The 17,761-nt window shown below is 71.5% G+C and carries 19 protein-coding genes and 1 riboswitch; of the genes, 16 read left to right on the forward strand and 3 right to left on the reverse strand.

The window, feature by feature from the left end:
• Positions 1–33: 33 nt before the first annotated feature.
• Positions 34–657, forward strand: a complete 624-nt coding sequence (locus STRCI_RS34435; protein WP_269662877.1) for a helix-turn-helix domain-containing protein — start codon at positions 34–36, stop codon at positions 655–657.
• Complete coding sequence (locus tag STRCI_RS34440; protein ID WP_269662878.1) at positions 654–782, forward strand: DUF6126 family protein; 129 nt, start codon at positions 654–656, stop codon at positions 780–782. The genes STRCI_RS34435 and STRCI_RS34440 overlap by 4 nt, the downstream gene beginning before the upstream one ends.
• Positions 783–797: 15 nt before the next feature.
• Here the strand turns inward: STRCI_RS34440 and STRCI_RS34445 are convergent, their stop codons facing one another.
• The gene (locus STRCI_RS34445; RefSeq protein WP_269662879.1) at positions 798–1,583 is read right to left on the reverse strand and encodes a tyrosine-protein phosphatase; all 786 of its coding nucleotides are present in this window, start codon (positions 1,581–1,583) and stop codon (positions 798–800) included.
• Between the two features lie 431 nt (positions 1,584–2,014).
• A riboswitch (cyclic di-AMP (ydaO/yuaA leader) is annotated at positions 2,015–2,174 on the forward strand.
• A gap of 4 nt (positions 2,175–2,178) precedes the next feature.
• Between STRCI_RS34445 and STRCI_RS34450 the strand changes: the two genes are divergently transcribed.
• On the forward strand, positions 2,179–3,150 hold the full coding sequence (locus tag STRCI_RS34450; protein WP_269662880.1) for a LysM peptidoglycan-binding domain-containing M23 family metallopeptidase: 972 nt from the start codon (positions 2,179–2,181) through the stop codon (positions 3,148–3,150).
• Between the two features lie 217 nt (positions 3,151–3,367).
• Entirely contained in the window at positions 3,368–4,153 is a 786-nt protein-coding gene (locus tag STRCI_RS34455; RefSeq protein WP_269664726.1) for an SGNH/GDSL hydrolase family protein, read from the forward strand.
• A gap of 32 nt (positions 4,154–4,185) precedes the next feature.
• On the opposite strand, the gene STRCI_RS34460 is transcribed toward STRCI_RS34455, so the two are convergent.
• On the reverse strand, positions 4,186–4,785 hold the full coding sequence (locus STRCI_RS34460) for a TetR/AcrR family transcriptional regulator (protein ID WP_269662881.1): 600 nt from the start codon (positions 4,783–4,785) through the stop codon (positions 4,186–4,188).
• A gap of 153 nt (positions 4,786–4,938) precedes the next feature.
• Positions 4,939–6,117, reverse strand: a complete 1,179-nt coding sequence (locus STRCI_RS34465; protein WP_269662882.1) for a Glu/Leu/Phe/Val dehydrogenase dimerization domain-containing protein — start codon at positions 6,115–6,117, stop codon at positions 4,939–4,941.
• 150 nt (positions 6,118–6,267) lie between these two features.
• Here STRCI_RS34465 and STRCI_RS34470 point away from each other — a divergent pair, with 150 nt between their 5' ends.
• The 12 genes from STRCI_RS34470 to STRCI_RS34525 all read left to right on the forward strand — a co-directional run bounded on the left by STRCI_RS34470 (position 6,268) and on the right by STRCI_RS34525 (position 17,752).
• Positions 6,268–7,473, forward strand: coding sequence for an MBL fold metallo-hydrolase (locus tag STRCI_RS34470; RefSeq protein ID WP_269662883.1), 1,206 nt, complete (start codon positions 6,268–6,270; stop codon positions 7,471–7,473).
• 443 nt (positions 7,474–7,916) lie between these two features.
• A complete protein-coding gene (locus STRCI_RS34475) occupies positions 7,917–9,740 on the forward strand; it encodes an ATP-binding protein (RefSeq protein WP_269662884.1) in 1,824 nt (607 codons plus the stop codon).
• Between the two features lie 68 nt (positions 9,741–9,808).
• Entirely contained in the window at positions 9,809–10,243 is a 435-nt protein-coding gene (locus tag STRCI_RS34480) for a roadblock/LC7 domain-containing protein (RefSeq protein ID WP_269662885.1), read from the forward strand.
• Positions 10,244–10,245: 2 nt separating this feature from the next.
• Positions 10,246–10,617 (forward strand): DUF742 domain-containing protein, encoded by a 372-nt coding sequence (locus STRCI_RS34485; protein ID WP_269664727.1) that lies wholly within the window; start codon positions 10,246–10,248, stop codon positions 10,615–10,617.
• Positions 10,595–11,212, forward strand: coding sequence for a GTP-binding protein (locus STRCI_RS34490; RefSeq protein ID WP_269662886.1), 618 nt, complete (start codon positions 10,595–10,597; stop codon positions 11,210–11,212). The genes STRCI_RS34485 and STRCI_RS34490 overlap by 23 nt, the downstream gene beginning before the upstream one ends.
• A 59-nt stretch (positions 11,213–11,271) precedes the next feature.
• Positions 11,272–11,847: a GAF domain-containing protein gene (locus tag STRCI_RS34495; protein ID WP_269662887.1), complete on the forward strand. Its 576-nt coding sequence runs from the start codon at positions 11,272–11,274 to the stop codon at positions 11,845–11,847.
• 175 nt (positions 11,848–12,022) lie between these two features.
• Positions 12,023–13,051, forward strand: coding sequence for an L-threonine 3-dehydrogenase (tdh, locus tag STRCI_RS34500; RefSeq protein ID WP_269662888.1), 1,029 nt, complete (start codon positions 12,023–12,025; stop codon positions 13,049–13,051).
• Positions 13,052–13,068: 17 nt separating this feature from the next.
• A complete protein-coding gene (locus STRCI_RS34505) occupies positions 13,069–14,262 on the forward strand; it encodes a glycine C-acetyltransferase (protein ID WP_269662889.1) in 1,194 nt (397 codons plus the stop codon).
• Between the two features lie 17 nt (positions 14,263–14,279).
• Positions 14,280–15,182, forward strand: a complete 903-nt coding sequence (locus STRCI_RS34510) for a LysR family transcriptional regulator (protein WP_269662890.1) — start codon at positions 14,280–14,282, stop codon at positions 15,180–15,182.
• Between the two features lie 66 nt (positions 15,183–15,248).
• Complete coding sequence (locus tag STRCI_RS34515; RefSeq protein WP_269662891.1) at positions 15,249–16,505, forward strand: B12-binding domain-containing radical SAM protein; 1,257 nt, start codon at positions 15,249–15,251, stop codon at positions 16,503–16,505.
• A 150-nt stretch (positions 16,506–16,655) separates the two neighbouring features.
• Positions 16,656–17,240: a helix-turn-helix domain-containing protein gene (locus STRCI_RS34520; RefSeq protein ID WP_269662892.1), complete on the forward strand. Its 585-nt coding sequence runs from the start codon at positions 16,656–16,658 to the stop codon at positions 17,238–17,240.
• Entirely contained in the window at positions 17,237–17,752 is a 516-nt protein-coding gene (locus tag STRCI_RS34525; RefSeq protein WP_269662893.1) for a GNAT family N-acetyltransferase, read from the forward strand. Before STRCI_RS34520 ends, STRCI_RS34525 begins: the two co-directional genes overlap by 4 nt.
• The last annotated feature ends 9 nt before the right edge of the window (positions 17,753–17,761 follow it).

A 17,761-nucleotide genomic window follows, 5' to 3' on the forward strand; every position in this document is an offset into this window, starting at 1 on the left:
CCGCTGAGGCAAATCTCCGGCTGAATGGAGAGCATGAGCTCTCCCGAGACCGGGCCGGCCGACGAGCTGCCCGTGGTGGCGCCCCAGCTCCGTGCCCTCCGGCGCCAGGCCGCGCTCACCCTGGAGGCCGCGGCCCGCGCCGCCGGTCTGTCCCCGGCCCATCTGTCCCGGCTGGAGACCGGGCAGCGCCAGCCCTCGCTGCCGATGCTGCTAGCGCTCGCGCGTATCTACGGTACGACGGTCTCCGAGCTGCTCGGCGAGACGGTCGCCGACCGGGAGTCCGTCGTGCGCTCCGCCGACATGGAACCGACGGCGGCCGGCGGCTGGACGTACTGGCAGGCCGGCGCCCCCGGCCGCGGGATGCAGGCGCTGCGCCTGCACGTTCCCTTCGGCTCCCAGGGCGACATCGTGCGGGTGCATCCGGGCGAGGAGTGGCTCTACGTCCTCACCGGGCGGCTCCGGCTGCGCCTCGGCGACACCACGCACCGGCTGGCACCGGGCGACAGCGCCCACTTCGACTCGCTCACCCCGCACCGGATCGCCGCCCTGGATCCGGCCGGGGTCGAGCTCCTGTTCGTCCACACCCTGCTGCAGAGCCCCACGGCCGCCCTGTGCCTGGGCGGTCCGACCCCTTCACACACCGGAGAGATGCCATGAGCGGTAGCGACATGGAGGAGAAGTTCCCGCGCGCCCTGTGGGTCCGCCTGATCATCTACATCGCGGTGGGGCATGTCTTCGCCGCGTTCATCTACTTCCTGTTCGAGGTGGGCGCGAAGCAGTAGCCGCCCGGTCCTGCGTCAGTCGAGCAGGCGCTCGCGCAGCCGCTCCCGGACCTCGGGAGTGACGCCCAGCGCCTGCTCCAGATAGGTGTCGACACCGCCCCAGTTCTCCTCGATCGTCTCGAAGGCCGCGGTCAGGTACTCGGCGCGCGCGTCGAAGAGCGGGCTGAGCAGCTCCATGACCTCGGGGGTGTAGCTGTTGTTGCGCTGCACCTTGTAGCGGCGGTGCTTGGCGTTGGACTCCAGGTAGTCGGCGAGGATCGCCTCCCGCTCGACGCCCAGGGCGAGCAGGGTCACCGCTATCGACAGACCGGCCCGGTCCTTGCCGGCGGCGCAGTGCATCAGGGCCGGGACGCTGTCCTCGGCGAGGGAGTGCAGCACCCGGGAGTGCTCGGTGGTGCGCTCCTTGATGATCATGCGGTACGACTCGATCATGCGGTTGGCGGCCTTGCCGTCGTCCAGGATCTCCCGCAGCTGCTCGATGTCGCCGTCGCGGACCATCTTCCAGAACTCGGCGCCGTCCGCGGGGTCGGACAGCGGCAGGTTCACATTGCGCACCCCGGTCAGCTCGACGTCGGGGCCCTCCAGCTTCTGGTCCGCGGCGTTGCGGAAGTCGAAGATCGTGTGCAGGCCGAGGGTGTCGAGGAACGTCGCGTCCTCGTCGGTCGCATGCGCGAGGTGGCCGCTGCGGAACAGCACACCCTGCCGTACCCGGCGTCCGTCCACGGTCGGCAGTCCGCCCACATCGCGGAAGTTGCGAACTCCGGCCAGCTCCGGCTCGGTCGACGGGACCTGCTGCGTCACTTGGGCTCCTCCCACCGGTCCGTCCGGCTCGGCACGCCGACGGGCACGCCACGACGATACGACATCGAAACCGGCCACCCATGGAATATGCCAAAACGGGCGAACAGTGCCAATATCCGCCCGATTCCGTTCTGTCCGAATTGCAGCCTTCATTCCAACTCGCTCTGGAATAAAGGAGTCTGGAGCAACGTCACGTGAGCAGCGTCATATCAGTGACAGTGCGTCGTCCGTCATGTTCACGTAATTCATGCGCTTTTCAAGGGTATTTACGGGAGTCGATCTCCCCCTAATGCACGGAAAGTGACTGGGAATTCTTACTAGGGATCAAGAAGGACGCCTTCGCGTGGAACCTTCTGCTTGTCCCTTTGCGTCTTGGTCGCTTACGTTCGCCACCAATCCGAGCGGACGCCTAATCCTGCCGCCGCTCGGGATCCGCACACTCACCCGTGCACGGCAGGAGCGGGGGACCCACAGGCACAACCGCCTGGTCCGGTCTCCGGAACAGGCTCGGGGTCAAGTCGCGCCCAGCGCGCGGCCGGACATCTCCAGTCCGAACCCGACAGCTCACCTCGTAGGCGCCGGAGAGGAATTCGCCATGCCCGCGAAGGGTAAGCACCGCCGTCCCAAGAGCCTGCGCCTCACCCGCTCGATCGCCGTCGCCGGAACCGGTGGCGCCGCGCTCGCCCTCCCGCTTCTGGGTGCCACCGGCGCCCACGCGGCCCCGGCGCAGTCGGTTTCGGAAAAGGCCGTTCAGTCGGTCCAGTCGGTCCAGTCGGTCGACAAGAAGACGGCCGAGAAGAAGGCCGCCGCCAAGAAGTCCGCCAAGCAGAGCACCAAGACCTACACGGTCCGCTCCGGCGACTACCTCTCGAAGATCGCGGACGACCAGAACGTCAGCGGTGGCTGGCAGAAGCTGTACCAGGACAACCGCACGGCCGTCGGCACCGACCCGTCGCTGATCCACCCCGGCCTGAAGCTGTCGATCGGCAAGAAGGCCGCCACGACGGACACCGCCGAGAAGCCGGCCGCGAAGTCCTCCACCAAGTCGTCCTCGTCCTCCTCGGGCGCCACGAAGAAGACGTCGCAGTCCGCCACGGCTTCCCAGTCCTCCGCCTCCCAGGCGCAGCCGGCCGCCCAGGCCGCCCCGAGCACCGTCAACGGCTTCTCCGCCCCGGTCTCCGGCGCCGGTGTCGGCACCTCCTACAAGGTCGCGGGCAGCATGTGGTCCAGCGGCTACCACACCGGCGTCGACTTCGTCGTCCCGACCGGCACCTCCCTGAAGGCCGTGGGCACGGGCACCGTCGTCTCGGCCGGCTGGGCGGGTGCCTACGGCAACCAGGTCGTCATCCAGCTCGCCGACGGCCACTATGCGCAGTACGCCCACCTGTCCTCGCTGTCCGTCTCCAGCGGCCAGTCGGTGACCGCGGGCCAGCAGGTCGGCCTCTCCGGCTCGACCGGCAACTCGACCGGGCCGCACCTCCACTTCGAGATCCGCACCACGCCGGACTACGGCTCGGACGTCGACCCGGTCGCCTACCTCAGCTCGAAGGGCGTCTCCATCGGCTGACGAACCCCCGCCACACCGGCAACCTGCCTGACACGCGGCCGAAGGCCGGACCCCTGATCCCCGGGTCCGGCCTTCGGTGTTTATTCCGGAGTTGGCCAAGGCTTTAGGCGTGGCTTATCTCACCGCCCGTCAACCCCTGCCTACGGTCGCGTAGGTCACATTCGAGGGTGAATCATGAGCCGATGTGGCAGACGATTCGAAGAGTGACAGCAAGGCAGTGATCGGGTCGTACGTGGCGGTGGGGGACAGCTTCACCGAGGGCGTCGGCGACCCTGGCCCGGACGGGGCGTTCGTCGGCTGGGCCGACCGGTTCGCGGTGCTGCTCGCGGACCGCCGGCCCGAGGGCGACTTCGGCTATACGAACCTGGCGGTGCGCGGGAAGCTGCTGGACCAGATCGTCGCGGACCAGCTCCCCAAGGCCCGGGAGCTCGCCCCGGACCTGGTCTCCTTCTGCGCCGGAGGCAACGACATCATCCGGCCCGGCACCGACCCCGACGAGGTCGCCGAGCGGTTCGAGCGGGCCATCGCCCAGCTCACCGAGACCGCCGGGACCGTCATGGTGACGACCGGCTTCGACACCCGTGGCGTGCCCGTGCTGAAGCATCTGCGCGGCAAGATCGCCACGTACAACCTGCATGTGCGGTCCATCGCCGACCGGTACGGCTGCCCGGTGCTCGACCTGTGGTCGCTGAGGACCGTGCAGGACCGGCGTGCCTGGGACGACGACCGGCTGCACCTCTCGCCCGAGGGGCACACGCGCGTGGCGCTGCGTGCGGGCCAGGTGCTCGGCCTTCAGGTGCCGGCCGACCCGGACCAGCCCTGGCCGCCGCTGCCGCCGCGCGGGACGCTGGAGGTCCGGCGGGACGATGTGCACTGGGCGCGCGAGTACCTGGTGCCGTGGATCGGGCGACGGCTGCGCGGGGAGTCCTCGGGCGACCATGTGACGGCCAAGGGCAGCCTGTCGCCGGACGACATCAAGATGCGGATCGACGCGGCCGTCTGAAGTTCCCCGCCAAGCCTCCCGGGGGTGGCCGCTCAGCGCGCCGCTGCCGTCAACGCCTCTCGCTCGATGCCCAGTTCCCGGGCCAGTGCCTCGTCGGCCCACTCCTGGGCACGCGCGCGTGAGAGGGCGCCCTGGTAGGACGTCAGCTGGACGGCGAGGCCGTCGAGGAGGGCGGTGAGGCGGAGGGCGGCGGCCTCGGGGTCGGGGCAGGGGAACTCGCCCGCGGCCACCCCTTCGGCGATGACCTCGGTGATGGCCGCCTTCCACCGTTTGTCGAGGGCCTGGGTGACCTCACGCAGCGCGGGTTCGCGCAGCGCCGCCGCCCAGCCCTCGATCCACAGCCGCCAGCCCTTGGCCTGACCTGTGGGCGCGTACCAGCGGACGGCCGTGCGCAGTCGGCGCAGCGCGGTCGTCCGGCGGCCGAGCAGCTTGCGCAGCTGCGCGAGGTCGTCCTCGGCGGCGTACGCGAAGGCCGCGGCGACCAGCTTCTCCTTGGTGGAGAAGTGGTAAAGCACCAGGGCGTTGCTCACGCCGAGCGCCGAGGCCACGTCGGCGATCCTGACCGCCGACACGCCCCGTGCCTCGATCTGCTCGATGGCGGCCCGCAGCAACTCCTCACGCCGCTCCGCCACACTCAACCGCACCCTCGCCACGGCGCTCACCCTAAACCCTGGTGCCGGGGGCGCCGGGGTCCACCCCGGGGTGGTGAAAGGCTCAACCAGGGGCGCCGCACGGGCCGGTGCGCAGGCGTTCGGCTCGGACGCCCCCGGCTCACGGGCGCGCGCTCACCGGTACTGCCCGAACCTCTCCACGATCACCGGATGCCGGTCCGCCGCGATGGCGTGGGCGGCCGCGCGGGGAGTCGTGCCGTCGGTCTCCGCGCGGGTGAGCATCCGCTCGGTCAGGGTGCGCATCGCGTGACGGGTGTGGGCGAAGGCCTCCGCCGCGTCGGGGCCGATGTCGCCGAAGAGGGTCCACCACCACCAGGCGTTCGTACCGGAGTTGACCACGACATCGGGCAGCACGGTGACGCCCCGTGCGGCCAGCAGCGCCTCGGCCTCCGGGAGAACCGGCATGTTGGCGGCCTCGACGACCCAGCGGGCGGTGATCCGCTCCTGGTTCTCGCGGTCGACGGCGTACGACACGGCCGCGGGCACCAGCACCTCCGCGTCCGCCGACAGCCAGGCGTCCCCGGGCAGTTCACGGTCGCCGGAGCGCAGCGCGCCGCGGTCGACGGTGCCGTACGCGTCCCGCGCGGCGAGCAGGGCCTCGACGTCCAGGCCCGCCGGGTTGGCGATGGTGCCCTTGAGATCGGCGACGGCAACGACCGCCAGCCCCGCGCGGGCGAGGAAGCGGGCGGTCGCCCCGCCCATGGTGCCGAGCCCCTGGACGGCCACGCGCGTGCCCGCGTACGGCACCCCGGCCCGGTCCAGGGCCGTGAGCGCCGCCTCCGCCACCCCGCAGCCGCCGACCAGCTCGTCCAGACCGATGCCGTCGACCTCCACGGCGAAGGCGTCCGCCAGCCGCCGCCGGGCCGCGGGCTCGTCGTCGAGCAGCGGATAGACCGCCTGGATCGACGACACGAGACCCGCCTCGGCCGCCGCCCGGTCCACCAGGTCCTGGCTCAGGCCCAGGTCCTCGCCTGTGGTCCAGAAGCTCTCGATGTACGGCCGTACCGCCCGGAGGTAGCGCACGAGCAGGCCGTACGCCGCCGGGTCGCGCGGATCGCAGTCGATGCCGCCCTTGGCGCCGCCGAGCGGGATGTAGCGGCCCTCCGGGTCGTAGTGCAGCGCTTCCTTCATGGACATGCCGCGGGCGAGGCCGGTGACCTCGTCGAGTGTGCATCCCGCACGCATCCGCAGACCGCCGCTGCACACCCCGCGCACCAGCCGGTCGATCACGAGAAAGCCCTGGTGGCCGGTGATGTCGTCGGTCCAGGTGAGCGAGAGCAGTGGGACGGCCATAGGTCTCCTTACTGAATTGTCGTTCAGTATCTTGAGCGAGTGCCCGCACTGTCAACGCGCTGAACGGATCTTCAGCAGAGGTCCGACAGCGGTCGTTGTCGGAGGGGCCGACCATAATGGGATGCCTCGACGACTCCACCTGGAGGTACCGTGACCGGTTTCCGTTCCCTGCGCTCCGTGCTCCGCGCGCTGGAGCCGGCAGCCTTCGGCGCGGATCCGACCGGCGAGCGGATGGAGCGCATCCGCAGATCGCCGCATTTCAAGGACGGCGTCTTCCAGAACCCCGGGGGCGTGGCCCGGACCAGGCCCTCCGGGTCGATGCTGGAGTTCGCGAAGGTCTTCTTCGCCAAGGACGAGCGGCCGCGCAGATCCCCCCGGGGCACCGTGCCGGTGCACGCCACCACCCTCGCCGACCTGGCGCACCCGCCCGCCACCGGCCTGCGGATCACCTGGATGGGCCATTCCAGCGTCCTCGCCGAGATCGACGGTCACCGGGTGCTCTTCGACCCCGTCTGGGGCGAGCGCTGCTCCCCGTTCTCCTTCGCCGGGCCCAAGCGGCTCCACCCGGTGCCGCTGCCGCTGGCCGCGCTCGGCCCGGTCGACGTCGTGGTGATCTCGCACGACCACTACGACCACCTGGACCTGCCCTCGATCAAGGCGCTGGCCGGGACGGACACGGTGTTCGCGGTGCCGCTCGGCGTCGGCGCCCACCTGGAGCACTGGGGCGTCTCCGCCGACCGGGTGCGCGAGCTGGACTGGCACGAGTCGACCAAGATCGGCGGGCTCACCCTCACCGCCACCCCGGCCCGGCACTTCTGCGGTCGCGGTCTGCGCAACACCCAGCACACGCTGTGGGCGTCCTGGTCCGTCGCCGGTTCCGAGCACCGGATCTTCCACAGTGGTGACACCGGCTATTTCGAGGGCTTCAAGGACATCGGCGCCGAGTACGGCCCGTTCGACACCACGATGATCCAGATCGGCGCCTACAGCGATTTCTGGCCGGACATCCACATGACGCCCGAGGAGGGCATCCGCGCCCACCTCGACCTCCAGGGCGGACAGCCGCACGGCGTGCTGCTGCCGATCCACTGGGCGACCTTCAACCTCGCCACGCACGCGTGGGCGGAGCCGGGGGAGTGGACCCGGGACGCCGCCGACGAGGTCGGACAGGCCGCCGCCCTCCCCCGGCCCGGAGAGCCGTTCGAGCCCGCCGGACTGCTCCCCGTACAGCCCTGGTGGCGGTCCGCCTCCGCGCCCCTGCCGAATCCGTGGCGCCGCCCGGAGCCGGTTGCGGCGCCCGGGGCCGAGGCCGAGGAGAGCGCGCGCGGTGACCTCGACATGGCGGGCGACCGCTGAGGGCCATCGCGGAGCCCTCGATACGGCGGGTGACAGTCGGGCCAGAACCCTCGGGAGGGTGAAAACGGCGTCGCCGGGTTGACCCCGGTCGGAGAAAAAGTGAACGGCGAGGGTCGGAGAGCGAGAGGCTCTCCGACCCTCGCCGTCTGTCCATGACCGCTTCTGACCAGGTGTGATCGGAAGTTTGTCATTCCGGTGCGAGGTCCGATGGCGGCTGTCGGGATCCCGGGCTGGCCCTCATAGCAGAGCCGGACGCTGTGCGTACGACTTTGTCAACTGCCCGCCGCACATGATGCCTTGCCGACTACTGTCAGTGTCCGTCGGGCGACGTAGGGCCGTTTTTTCTGCTCTCTCGACCGACACCGCGATGGCGCTCGCCCGACGCTCAGACCGAGCCGGGCGTCGTGTGGACCACGCCCGACGGACACAGTACGAGGACACCGATGTCTCACCTCCGCGCACCGGCCGCACGCGCAGACCGCCGTGAGGGCGGGCGGCACGGTCGGCCGGTCGCCCGCCCCGCCCCCGCGCTGCCCGAGACGCACATACGGCCGCAGCTCCTCAGGCTCGCCGTGCTCCCCCCGGTCGCGGTGGCCCTGGCCGCCTGCGCGGCCGTGCTGTTCACCGTCCGCACCACCGGCGCCCGGCCGAGCCTCACCCTGTGGGGCATGCTCGCCGGAGCGGTCGCGGTGGCCCTCTCGGGCATCGTGATCGCCGCCGTGGCCGCCGACCGCACCGCCCGCTCCGTCAGCGAGCGCATCGGCGCCCTGCGCCGCAGCAGCGCCCGCGGCGAGGCCGATCTGCGGGCCCTCGTCGACGCCCTGCGGCGCGGCGACAGCCCGCCCCGGCGCAAGCCGCGCAGCGGACCGCCCGAGGACGCCGACGACTTCGAACTGCTGGCCGCCGACCTGTCCCGCGCCCACGACGGCGCCGTCACCGCCGTCGTCCAGGCCGCACAGCTGTCCAGCCAGGCCGGCAGCGAACAGAAGCTGGAGGTCTTCGTCAACCTCGCCCGGCGCCTGCAGTCGCTGGTGCACCGGGAGATCTCGATCCTCGACGAGCTGGAGAACGAGATCGAGGACCCCGACCTGCTCAAGGGCCTCTTCCATGTGGACCACCTGGCCACCCGGATCCGCCGCCACGCCGAGAACCTGGCCGTCCTCGGCGGCGCCGTCTCCCGCCGGCAGTGGAGCAACCCGGTCCCCATGACCGAGGTGCTGCGCTCCGCCATCGCCGAGGTCGAGCAGTACTCCCGGGTCAAGCTCGTGCCGCCCATCGACGGCACCCTGCGCGGACACGCCGTCGCCGACGTCATCCACCTGCTCGCCGAACTCGTCGAGAACGCCACCGTGTTCTCCGCCCCGCACACCCAGGTGCTGCTGCGCGCCAACCTCGTCACCTCGGGGCTCGCCGTCGAGGTCGAGGACCGCGGCCTCGGCATGCCCGTCGGCGAACAGGAACGGATGAACGCCCTGCTCGCCGACCCCGACCAGGTCAACGTGGCCCGGCTGCTGGCCGACGGCCGCATCGGCCTGTTCGTGGTTTCCCAACTGGCCCGCCGGCACGGCATCAACGTCCGGCTCCAGACCAACATCTACGGCGGCGTGCAGGCCGTCCTCGTCGTACCGCAGGGCCTGCTCGGCACCGACTCCGGCGGCCCCGCGACGGCGAGCGGCGCAGGGACGGACGTAACCCGGCAGGCGGCGCAGGCGCAGCCGCGGGCGCATGCCCGGCCCGCCCCCCAGGCGGCGCCGCAGCGGCCCGGGCCGCGGGCCGAGGCGGCGATGATGAACGGCGCCGTGCCGCTGCCCGTGCGCGGCTCCCACGAGGACCGGCCCACCATCGCGGAGGCGGTTCCCGGCATCCGCGCCCAGGACCGGGCGATCGTCGCCGAGCACACCGTCGCGCCGCCCACCCCGCGCACCGGCGCCGTGCGCGGCACCATGGGCAAGCCCCAGCTGCCCCGCCGCCGCGCCCAGGAGCACATCGCCCCCCAGCTGCGCGACGGCCCCGCCCCCCGTCAGGAACCCGAGCACCTCGCCGGGCACGACCCCGGACTGATGGCCGCCTTCCAGCGGGGGATCGGCCTCGCCGAGGCCCAGCAGTCCCTGGAGTCGGAGCACCAACTCGACCACCTGGGCGCCGACGCCCTGACCGCGGAGTTCCTGGAGACGGACGTGACCACGGCGCGGATACCGGACGCGCGCACGCACCTGTCCCACTCCGAGCACACCAACCGGCACGACGGGAGCACACCAGCCGGATGACCACACACACGTTCACCCCCACGCCCAGCGCTCCCGCCCACCTTCGTACCTCAAGGAGTCGATCCCCCATGGCGAGCGAAGCGCCGACCGGCCATGTATCCGATCTCGACTGGCTGATGAGCGGCCTCGTGCAGCGCGTACCGCACACGACCAGTGCGGTGCTCCTCTCCTGCGACGGGCTGGTCAAGTCGGTCCACGGCCTCGATGCCGACAGCGCCGACCACATGGCGGCCCTGGCCTCCGGCCTGTACTCCCTCGGCCGCAGCGCCGGAGTCCGCTTCGGCGACGGCGGAGACGTCCGCCAGGTCGTCGTCGAGCTCGACTCCACGCTGCTGTTCGTCACCACCGCCGGATCCGGCACCTGTCTCGCCGTGCTGGCCGGCCGCGAGGCCGACGCGGCCGTGCTCGGCTACGAGATGGCGATGCTGGTCAAGAGCGTCCGCCCCTACCTGGTGACCGCGCCCCGCCAGCACGCCGTCGAACCGTCGGCGTCGAGGCCTTGAGCGTGGCGGCGGCCGGCGACGGGCCCTGGCTCGACGACGCGGCCGGACGGCTGGTGCGCCCCTTCACGGTCAGCAACGGCCGGACCCGGCCCACCGTCGCCCTCGACCTCATCTCCCAGGTGATGGCCACGGGGGCGACCCCCCTCGGCTATCTGGGCCCCGAACACACGGAGGCGCTCGACCTGTGCCGCGCCCCCGTCTCGGTCGCGGAGGTCGCGGCCCACCTGAAGCTGCCGGCGGCGGTCACCAAGGTGCTGCTGTCGGACCTGGTCGACTGCGGGGCGCTCACCACCAAGCCCCCCGAGTTCCACCACAACCCCACTGACCGGGCTCTTCTGGAGGCAGTGCTCGATGGACTACGACGACAGCTCTGACTACGACGGCGGCGCAGACCCGTTCCCCACCGCGCTGAAGATCCTGGTGGCGGGAGGGTTCGGGGTCGGCAAGACGACCTTCGTCGGCGCCGTCAGCGAGATCGCGCCGCTCAGTACCGAGGAGCTGCTCACCACGGTCAGCGCCGCGACCGACAACCTCGATGGCGTGGAGAACAAGGTCGAGACGACCGTCGCGATGGACTTCGGCCGGATCACCCTCGACCCCCAGCATGTCCTCTACCTGTTCGGCACACCCGGACAGGAGCGGTTCTGGTTCATGTGGGACGAGCTCTGCGAGGGCGCCCTCGGCGCCGTGATCCTCGCGGACACCCGCCGGCTGGAGGACTGCTTCGCCGCGGTCGACTTCTTCGAACAGCGCGGGCTCGGCTTCATCCTCGCGATCAACGAGTTCGACGGCGCCTATCGCTACGACCCCGAGGAGGTCCGCGCCGCCATCGACCTCGACCCGGGGATCCCCGTCGTGCGCTGCGACGCCCGGATCTCCAGCTCGGGCGTCCAGACCCTGCTGACCCTGGTCAAACACCTCATCGCCCATGCCCCGGCCGCCGCGACCGGCCACGGCGCCCATATGTGATGCCCGCACACCCCACGGAGCCCGCCCATGCCATACGCCCACACCGAGGAAGTGCGCCGATGAGCTACGACCCGCCCCGCCCGGCAGGTCGTCTGCTGCTCACCCCGGAGGACAAGGAGGCCCCCGCCCGTGCGCGCCGACTGCGCGGGCTCGGACTCGGGGAACGAACCGATCCCGCGCTCGACACCTTCGCCGGCTGTCTCGCCGAGGCCACCGGGGCGCCGTACGCCATGGTCAACTTCCTCGACGAGCACCGGCAGTTCTTCGCCGGCCTGCGCCGCCCCGCCGGCGGCTCGTACCGCAAGGCCGACGGCACCAGCCCGGAGGTCGGCCGGTGGCTGCCGCGCGACCACGGGTTCTGCCCCCATGTGGTGGTCCGGCGCAAGGCGCTGGTCCTGGAGGACGTCCTCGACTACCCGCGGTTCGCGGGCAATCCGGTCGTGGACGAGTTCGGCATCCGCTCCTATCTGGGCGCGCCGCTGATCGACAGCACGGGCATGGTGCTGGGCACGGTGTGCGTGGCCGACCTGGCGCCCAGGGCCTGGGGCAGGACCGGCCTGGAGACGATCAAATCCGCCGCCGCCGACCTCGTCGTACGCCTTGAACGGCGGGAGAGCGACGGGCTCGGGCCCTGACGGCCGGTGCGGGCCGATGAGGGCGTGAAGCGGAGCTTGGGCCGCGGTTAAGAAATCCTCGATGGACCCGGGGTACGACGGTACGGCAGATTGCAGTCGACACCACCTTTTCTCCCGGTCCGGGCCTTCTTCGGCATGCCCGTGTCCGGGAAACCGACCCACGGGAGCCGTACGCGTGAAGGCGCTGGTCAAGGAGAAGGCGGAGCCGGGGCTCCGGCTCATGGACGTCCCCGAGCCGGTCATCGGGCCCGGCGATGTCCTCATCAAGGTGCAGCGCACCGGCATCTGCGGCACCGACCTGCACATCCGGTCCTGGGACGGCTGGGCGCAGCAGGCCATTCGCACCCCGCTGGTGCTCGGTCACGAGTTCGTCGGCGAGGTCGTCGAGACCGGCCGCGACGTCAGCGACATCAAGCCCGGCGACCGGGTCAGCGGCGAGGGCCACCTGGTGTGCGGCAAGTGCCGCAACTGCCTGGCCGGGCGCCGCCATCTGTGCCGAGCCACCGTCGGGCTCGGGGTCGGCCGGGACGGCGCCTTCGCCGAGTACGTCGCGCTGCCCGCGTCCAACGTCTGGGTGCACCGGGTCCCCGTCGACCTCGATGTCGCCGCGATCTTCGACCCGTTCGGCAACGCCGTGCACACCGCGCTGTCCTTCCCGCTGGTCGGCGAGGACGTGCTGATCACCGGCGCGGGACCGATCGGTCTGATGGCCGCCGCCGTGGCCCGGCACGCGGGCGCCCGCAACGTCGTCATCACCGACGTCAGCGAGGAGCGCCTGGAGCTGGCCCGCAAGGTCGGGGTGAGCCTGGCGCTGAACGTGGCGGAGACGCAGATCGCCGACGGCCAGCGGGAGTTGGGGCTGCGCGAGGGCTTCGACATCGGCCTGGAGATGTCCGGCCGCCCCGAGGCCATGCGCGACATGATCGCCAACATGACGCACGGCGGCCGCATCGCGATGCTCGGCCTGCCCGCCGCGGAGTTCCCGGTCGACTGGGCCCGGATCGTCACCTCGATGATCACCATCAAGGGCATCTACGGCCGCGAGATGTTCGAGACCTGGTACGCCATGTCCGTCCTGCTGGAGGCCGGCCTCGACCTCACCCCCGTGATCACCGGCCGGTACGACTACCGCGACTTCGAGACGGCCTTCGACGACGCGGCGAGCGGCCGCGGCGGCAAGATCATCCTCGACTGGACTGCGTAACCCTAGGAGCCTTTGCGATGTTCGACTCCGTGCGCGACGACCTGCGTGCCACCCTCGACGAGATCCGGGCCGCCGGGCTGCACAAGCCCGAGCGGGTGATCGACACCCCGCAGTCCGCGACCGTCAACGTCAGTGCGGGCGGCCGCCCCGGCGAGGTCCTCAACTTCTGCGCCAACAACTACCTGGGCCTCGCCGACCACCCCGAGGTGATCGCCGCCGCCCACCAGGCACTGGACCGCTGGGGCTACGGAATGGCGTCCGTGCGCTTCATCTGCGGTACGCAGGAGGTGCACAAGGAGCTGGAGGCGCGTCTTTCGGCCTTCCTCGGCCAGGAGGACACGATCCTGTACTCCTCCTGCTTCGACGCCAACGGCGGTGTCTTCGAGACCCTGCTCGGCCCCGAGGACGCGGTCATCTCCGACGCCCTCAACCACGCCTCCATCATCGACGGCATCCGCCTGTCCAAGGCCCGCCGCTTCCGCTACGCCAACCGTGATCTGGCCGACCTGGAAGCCCAGTTGAAGGAGGCCCAGTCGGCCCGGCGCCGGCTGATCGTCACCGACGGCGTCTTCTCCATGGACGGCTATGTGGCCCCGCTCGCCGAGATCTGCGACCTCGCCGACCGCTACGACGCCATGGTGATGGTCGACGACTCGCACGCCGTCGGCTTCGTCGGCCCCGGCGGCCGCGGCACCCCCGAGCTGCACGGCGTCATGGACCGCGTCGACATCATCACCGGCACCCTCGGCAAGGCCCTCGGCGGCGCCTCCGGCGGCTATGTCGCGGCCCGCGCGGAGATCGTCGCCCTGCTCCGGCAGCGCTCCCGCCCGTACCTCTTCTCCAACACCCTCGCCCCGGTGATCGCCGCGGCCTCCCTGAAGGTCCTCGACCTGCTGGAGTCCGCCGACGACCTGCGGGTCCGGCTCCGCGAGAACACCGCGCTGTTCCGTCGCCGGATGACCGAGGAGGGCTTCGACATCCTCCCCGGCGACCACGCCATCGCGCCCGTCATGATCGGCGACGCCTCCGAGGCGGGCCGGATGGCGGAGCTGCTGCTGGAGCGCGGGGTGTACGTGATCGGCTTCTCCTACCCGGTGGTGCCGCAGGGCCAGGCCCGGATCCGGGTGCAGCTGTCCGCCGCGCACTCCACCGAGGACGTCGACCGGGCCGTGGACGCCTTCGTCGCCGCCCGGGCGGAGCTGGCCGGCTGACCTGAGACAATCGACGGGTGATCGAAGCGCGGCGGCTCCACATCCTCCGTGCGGTGGCCGACCACCGCACGGTGACGGCGGCTGCCGCCGCGCTGTATCTGACGCCCTCGGCCGTCTCCCAGCAGCTCACCGCCCTGGAACAGGAGACCGGTCACCGCCTGGTGGAGCGCGGCGCCAAGGGCGTACGGCTCACCCCCGCCGGTGAGATCCTGCTCAGCCACACCAACGCCGTCCTCGCCCAGCTGGAGCGGGCCGAGGCGGAGCTGGCCGCCTACGGCTCCGGCGCGGCCGGGACGGTCACTGTCGCCTCCTTCGCCACCGGCATCGCACAGGTCGTCGCCCCGGCCGTGGCCCGCCTCGCCGAGACGGCGCCCGGCATACGGCTGAGGGTCCAGGACGCCGAGGGCGACGCCAGCCTGCCGATGGTGCTGGACCGGCAGGTCGACATCGCGGTCGCCGTCGAGTACCGCGGCGCGCCGCCCGCCGACGACCCCCGGCTGAGCCATGTCCCGCTGTACGCGGAGCCCTTCGACGCGGTGGTGCCGATGACGCACCGGCTGGCCGACCTGGCGGAGGTGCCGCTGGGGGAGCTGGCCAAGGACCCGTGGATCGGGCCGTACCCCGGCAACCCCTGTCATGACGTGGTCGTCCTCGCCTGCGAGAGCGCCGGGTTCCAGCCGCGCCTGGAGCACTCCTCCGACGACTTCCGCGCGGTCGTGGCGCTGGCCTCGGCGGATGCCGGTGTCGCCCTGGTCCCGCGCTCCGCGCTGCGCGGGACGGACCTGACCGGGGTGATCGTCCGCCCGGTCGACGGGGTCGCCCCCACCCGCCGGGTCTTCGCGGCCGTACGCCGTGGCGCGGAGGAGCATCCGCTGATCCGGCCAGTGCTGGACGCGCTGCGGGCGGCGGCGGAGGCGTAGCAGGGGACGACCGACTCGTCACGGGGGTCGGGAACCGGCCACCGGTCGCGCGCAGTCTGGGTTGTCATGCGTGTGACGATGATCCTTCCGGCCCTGACCGAGGCGACCAGCCCGCTGTTCCGGCCCATCAAGTACTCGCTGTTCCCGCCGCTGGGCCTGGCCACCCTGGCCGGCTATCTGGACCCCGGCGACGAGGTCACGCTCCACGACGAACACGTCGAGCGGATCGACCTGGAGTCCCTCGAAACCTCGGACCTGCTGGTGATCCAGCCGTACATCACCTCGGCCCGGCGCAGCTACGAGATAGCCGACCACTTCCGCGCCCGGGGCGTCCATGTCGCCATGGGCGGCCTGCATGTCACCTCGCTGCCCGAGGAGGCGGCGGCCCACGCCGACACGATCTTCACCGGGCCCGGGGAGGACACCTGGCCGCTGTTCCTGAAGGACTTCCGCGACGGCGTCCCCGCCCGGCGCTACGACTCGACCCAGCGGACGCTGGCCGGACTGCCCCCGGTACGCCGGGACCTGATCAAGCGTCACCTCTATCTGGTCCCGAACTCGATCGTGGTGTCCCGGGGTTGTCCGCACCACTGCGATTTCTGCTACAAGGACGCCTTCTTCGAGGGCGGGAAGTCCTTCTACACCCAGGCCGTCGACGACGCCCTGGCCGAGATCGACCGACTGCCCGGCCGCCACCTCTACTTCCTCGACGACCACCTGCTCGGCAACCGGCGTTTCGCCGAGGCCCTGTTCGACGGGATGACGGGCATGGGACGGCTGTGGCAGGCGGCCGGCACGGTCAACTCCGTACTGAAGCCCGACCTGTTGGAGCGGGCGGTGGAGGCGGGGCTGCGCAGCCTGTTCGTCGGCTTCGAGACGGTCAACGACGCCAACCTCGCAGAGCGCCGCAAGAACCAGAACATCGGCACCGACTACGCGGCGGCGGTACGGCGCCTGCACGACGCAGGGGTGATGGTCAACGCCAGCTTCGTCTTCGGGCTCGACCAGGACGGGCCGGACGTCTTCGACCGGACCGTGGCCTGGGCGGTGGAGCAGGGCATCGAGACGGCGACCTTCCACATCATGACGCCGTATCCGTCGACCGGACTGTGGAAGCAACTGGAGGCGGAGGACCGGATCGTCCACCGGGACTGGGATCTGTACGACACCCGCCATGTCGTGTACCGGCCGAAGAACATGACGCCACGTCAGCTGGAGGACGGGTACTGGCGGGCGTACCGCGACTTCTACCGCTGGTCCAACATCTGGCGGGGCGCGGGAGCCCAGCCCGGGGCGCATGAGCGGCTGCGGCATCTCGCCTAGGCGGGCGGCTGGAAGAAGTTCGAGCCCGCGTGGGACCTGCTGATCCGGTCCAAGCGGGTGGTGCGGGCGCTGCCGGTGCTGGAGCGGACGCTGGCGGCGTTCGGAGGGCGGGAGTGACATCCGGTTCGCATTCGGGATAGCGTCCCGGATATGAAACACGCTGTCGTGGCGGGCGGGCCCGATCCCGTCGATGTGCGGCTCGGTGCCCGGCTGGCCGCGCTGCGGGCCGAGCGCGGCTGGTCGCTGGGCGAGGTGGCCGAGCGCAGCGGGGTCAGCAAGTCCACGCTGTCCCGGGCCGAACGCGCGGAGATCAGTCCCACCGCCGCGCTGCTCAACCGGCTGTGCGGGGTGTACGGGCGGACCATGTCCCAACTGCTCAGCGAGGTCGAGTCCGAGCCCGCCCTGCTGGTGCGGGCCGCCGAGCAGCCGGTCTGGCAGGACCGGGCCTCGGGATTCGTCCGGCGGTCCGTGTCACCGCCGCACCCCGGGCTGCGCGGCGAACTCGTCGAGGGGCGACTCGCCCCGGGCGCCGACATCGCCTATGACCGGCCGCCCGTGCCGGGCCTGGAGCAGCACATCTGGGTGCTGGCGGGGGCGCTCGACGTCACCGCGCAGGAGACCGGGCACCACCTGGCGGCCGGCGACTGCCTGCGGCTGCGCGTGTGGGGGTCCACACGGTTCCGGTGCGCCGGTCCGGACGAGGCGCGGTACGTGCTGGCGGTGGTGCTGCCGTGAACGTGTCGCGACTCGACGGGGATCAACTCCTCGCCCGCGCGGACGAGCTGGCGGAACTGCTGGTGGACACCGTGGACGGGGGCGCCTCGGTCGGCTTCCTCGCACCGCTGGACCGGGCGACGGCTCGGGCCTGGTGGAAGGAGCGGGCGGCCGGGCCGTACGCGGTGTGGGTGGCGGAAGACGGCGGACGGATCCTCGGCACCGTGAGCCTCGCCTTCCCCGACAAGCCCAACAGCCGCCACCGCGCCGAACTGGTCAAGCTGATGGTGCACGGACAGGCCCGCGGACGCGGACTCGGCCGTACGCTTCTGGCCACCGCCGAGCAGGCGGCCGCCGCCGCGGGCGTCACCCTCCTCCACCTGGACACCGAGACCGACAGCCCCGCCGAGCGCCTGTACCGCGCGGCGGGCTGGACCCGGGCAGGCATGATCCCCGACTACGCCGCCGACCCGCGCGGGGTGCTGCGCGGGACGACCCTGTACTACAAGCGTCTGAGCCCTCTGACCGGGTGATTGTCAGTG

This window comes from Streptomyces cinnabarinus, assembly GCF_027270315.1.
Classification (GTDB): domain Bacteria; phylum Actinomycetota; class Actinomycetes; order Streptomycetales; family Streptomycetaceae; genus Streptomyces; species Streptomyces cinnabarinus.

Bases quoted from the DNA above. Each gene is read 5' to 3' on its own strand.
- STRCI_RS34435 (WP_269662877.1), top strand. From the start codon at position 34: ATGAGCTCTCCCGAGACCGGGCCGGCCGACGAGCTGCCCGTGGTGGCG.
- STRCI_RS34440 (WP_269662878.1), top strand. From the start codon at position 654: ATGAGCGGTAGCGACATGGAGGAGAAGTTCCCGCGCGCCCTGTGGGTC.
- STRCI_RS34450 (WP_269662880.1), top strand. From the start codon at position 2,179: ATGCCCGCGAAGGGTAAGCACCGCCGTCCCAAGAGCCTGCGCCTCACC.
- STRCI_RS34465 (WP_269662882.1), bottom strand. From the start codon at position 6,117: ATGGCCGTCCCACTGCTCTCGCTCACCTGGACCGACGACATCACCGGC.
- STRCI_RS34475 (WP_269662884.1), top strand. From the start codon at position 7,917: ATGTCTCACCTCCGCGCACCGGCCGCACGCGCAGACCGCCGTGAGGGC.
- STRCI_RS34480 (WP_269662885.1), top strand. From the start codon at position 9,809: ATGGCGAGCGAAGCGCCGACCGGCCATGTATCCGATCTCGACTGGCTG.
- STRCI_RS34490 (WP_269662886.1), top strand. From the start codon at position 10,595: ATGGACTACGACGACAGCTCTGACTACGACGGCGGCGCAGACCCGTTC.
- STRCI_RS34495 (WP_269662887.1), top strand. From the start codon at position 11,272: ATGAGCTACGACCCGCCCCGCCCGGCAGGTCGTCTGCTGCTCACCCCG.
- STRCI_RS34505 (WP_269662889.1), top strand. From the start codon at position 13,069: ATGTTCGACTCCGTGCGCGACGACCTGCGTGCCACCCTCGACGAGATC.
- STRCI_RS34515 (WP_269662891.1), top strand. From the start codon at position 15,249: ATGCGTGTGACGATGATCCTTCCGGCCCTGACCGAGGCGACCAGCCCG.
- STRCI_RS34520 (WP_269662892.1), top strand. From the start codon at position 16,656: ATGAAACACGCTGTCGTGGCGGGCGGGCCCGATCCCGTCGATGTGCGG.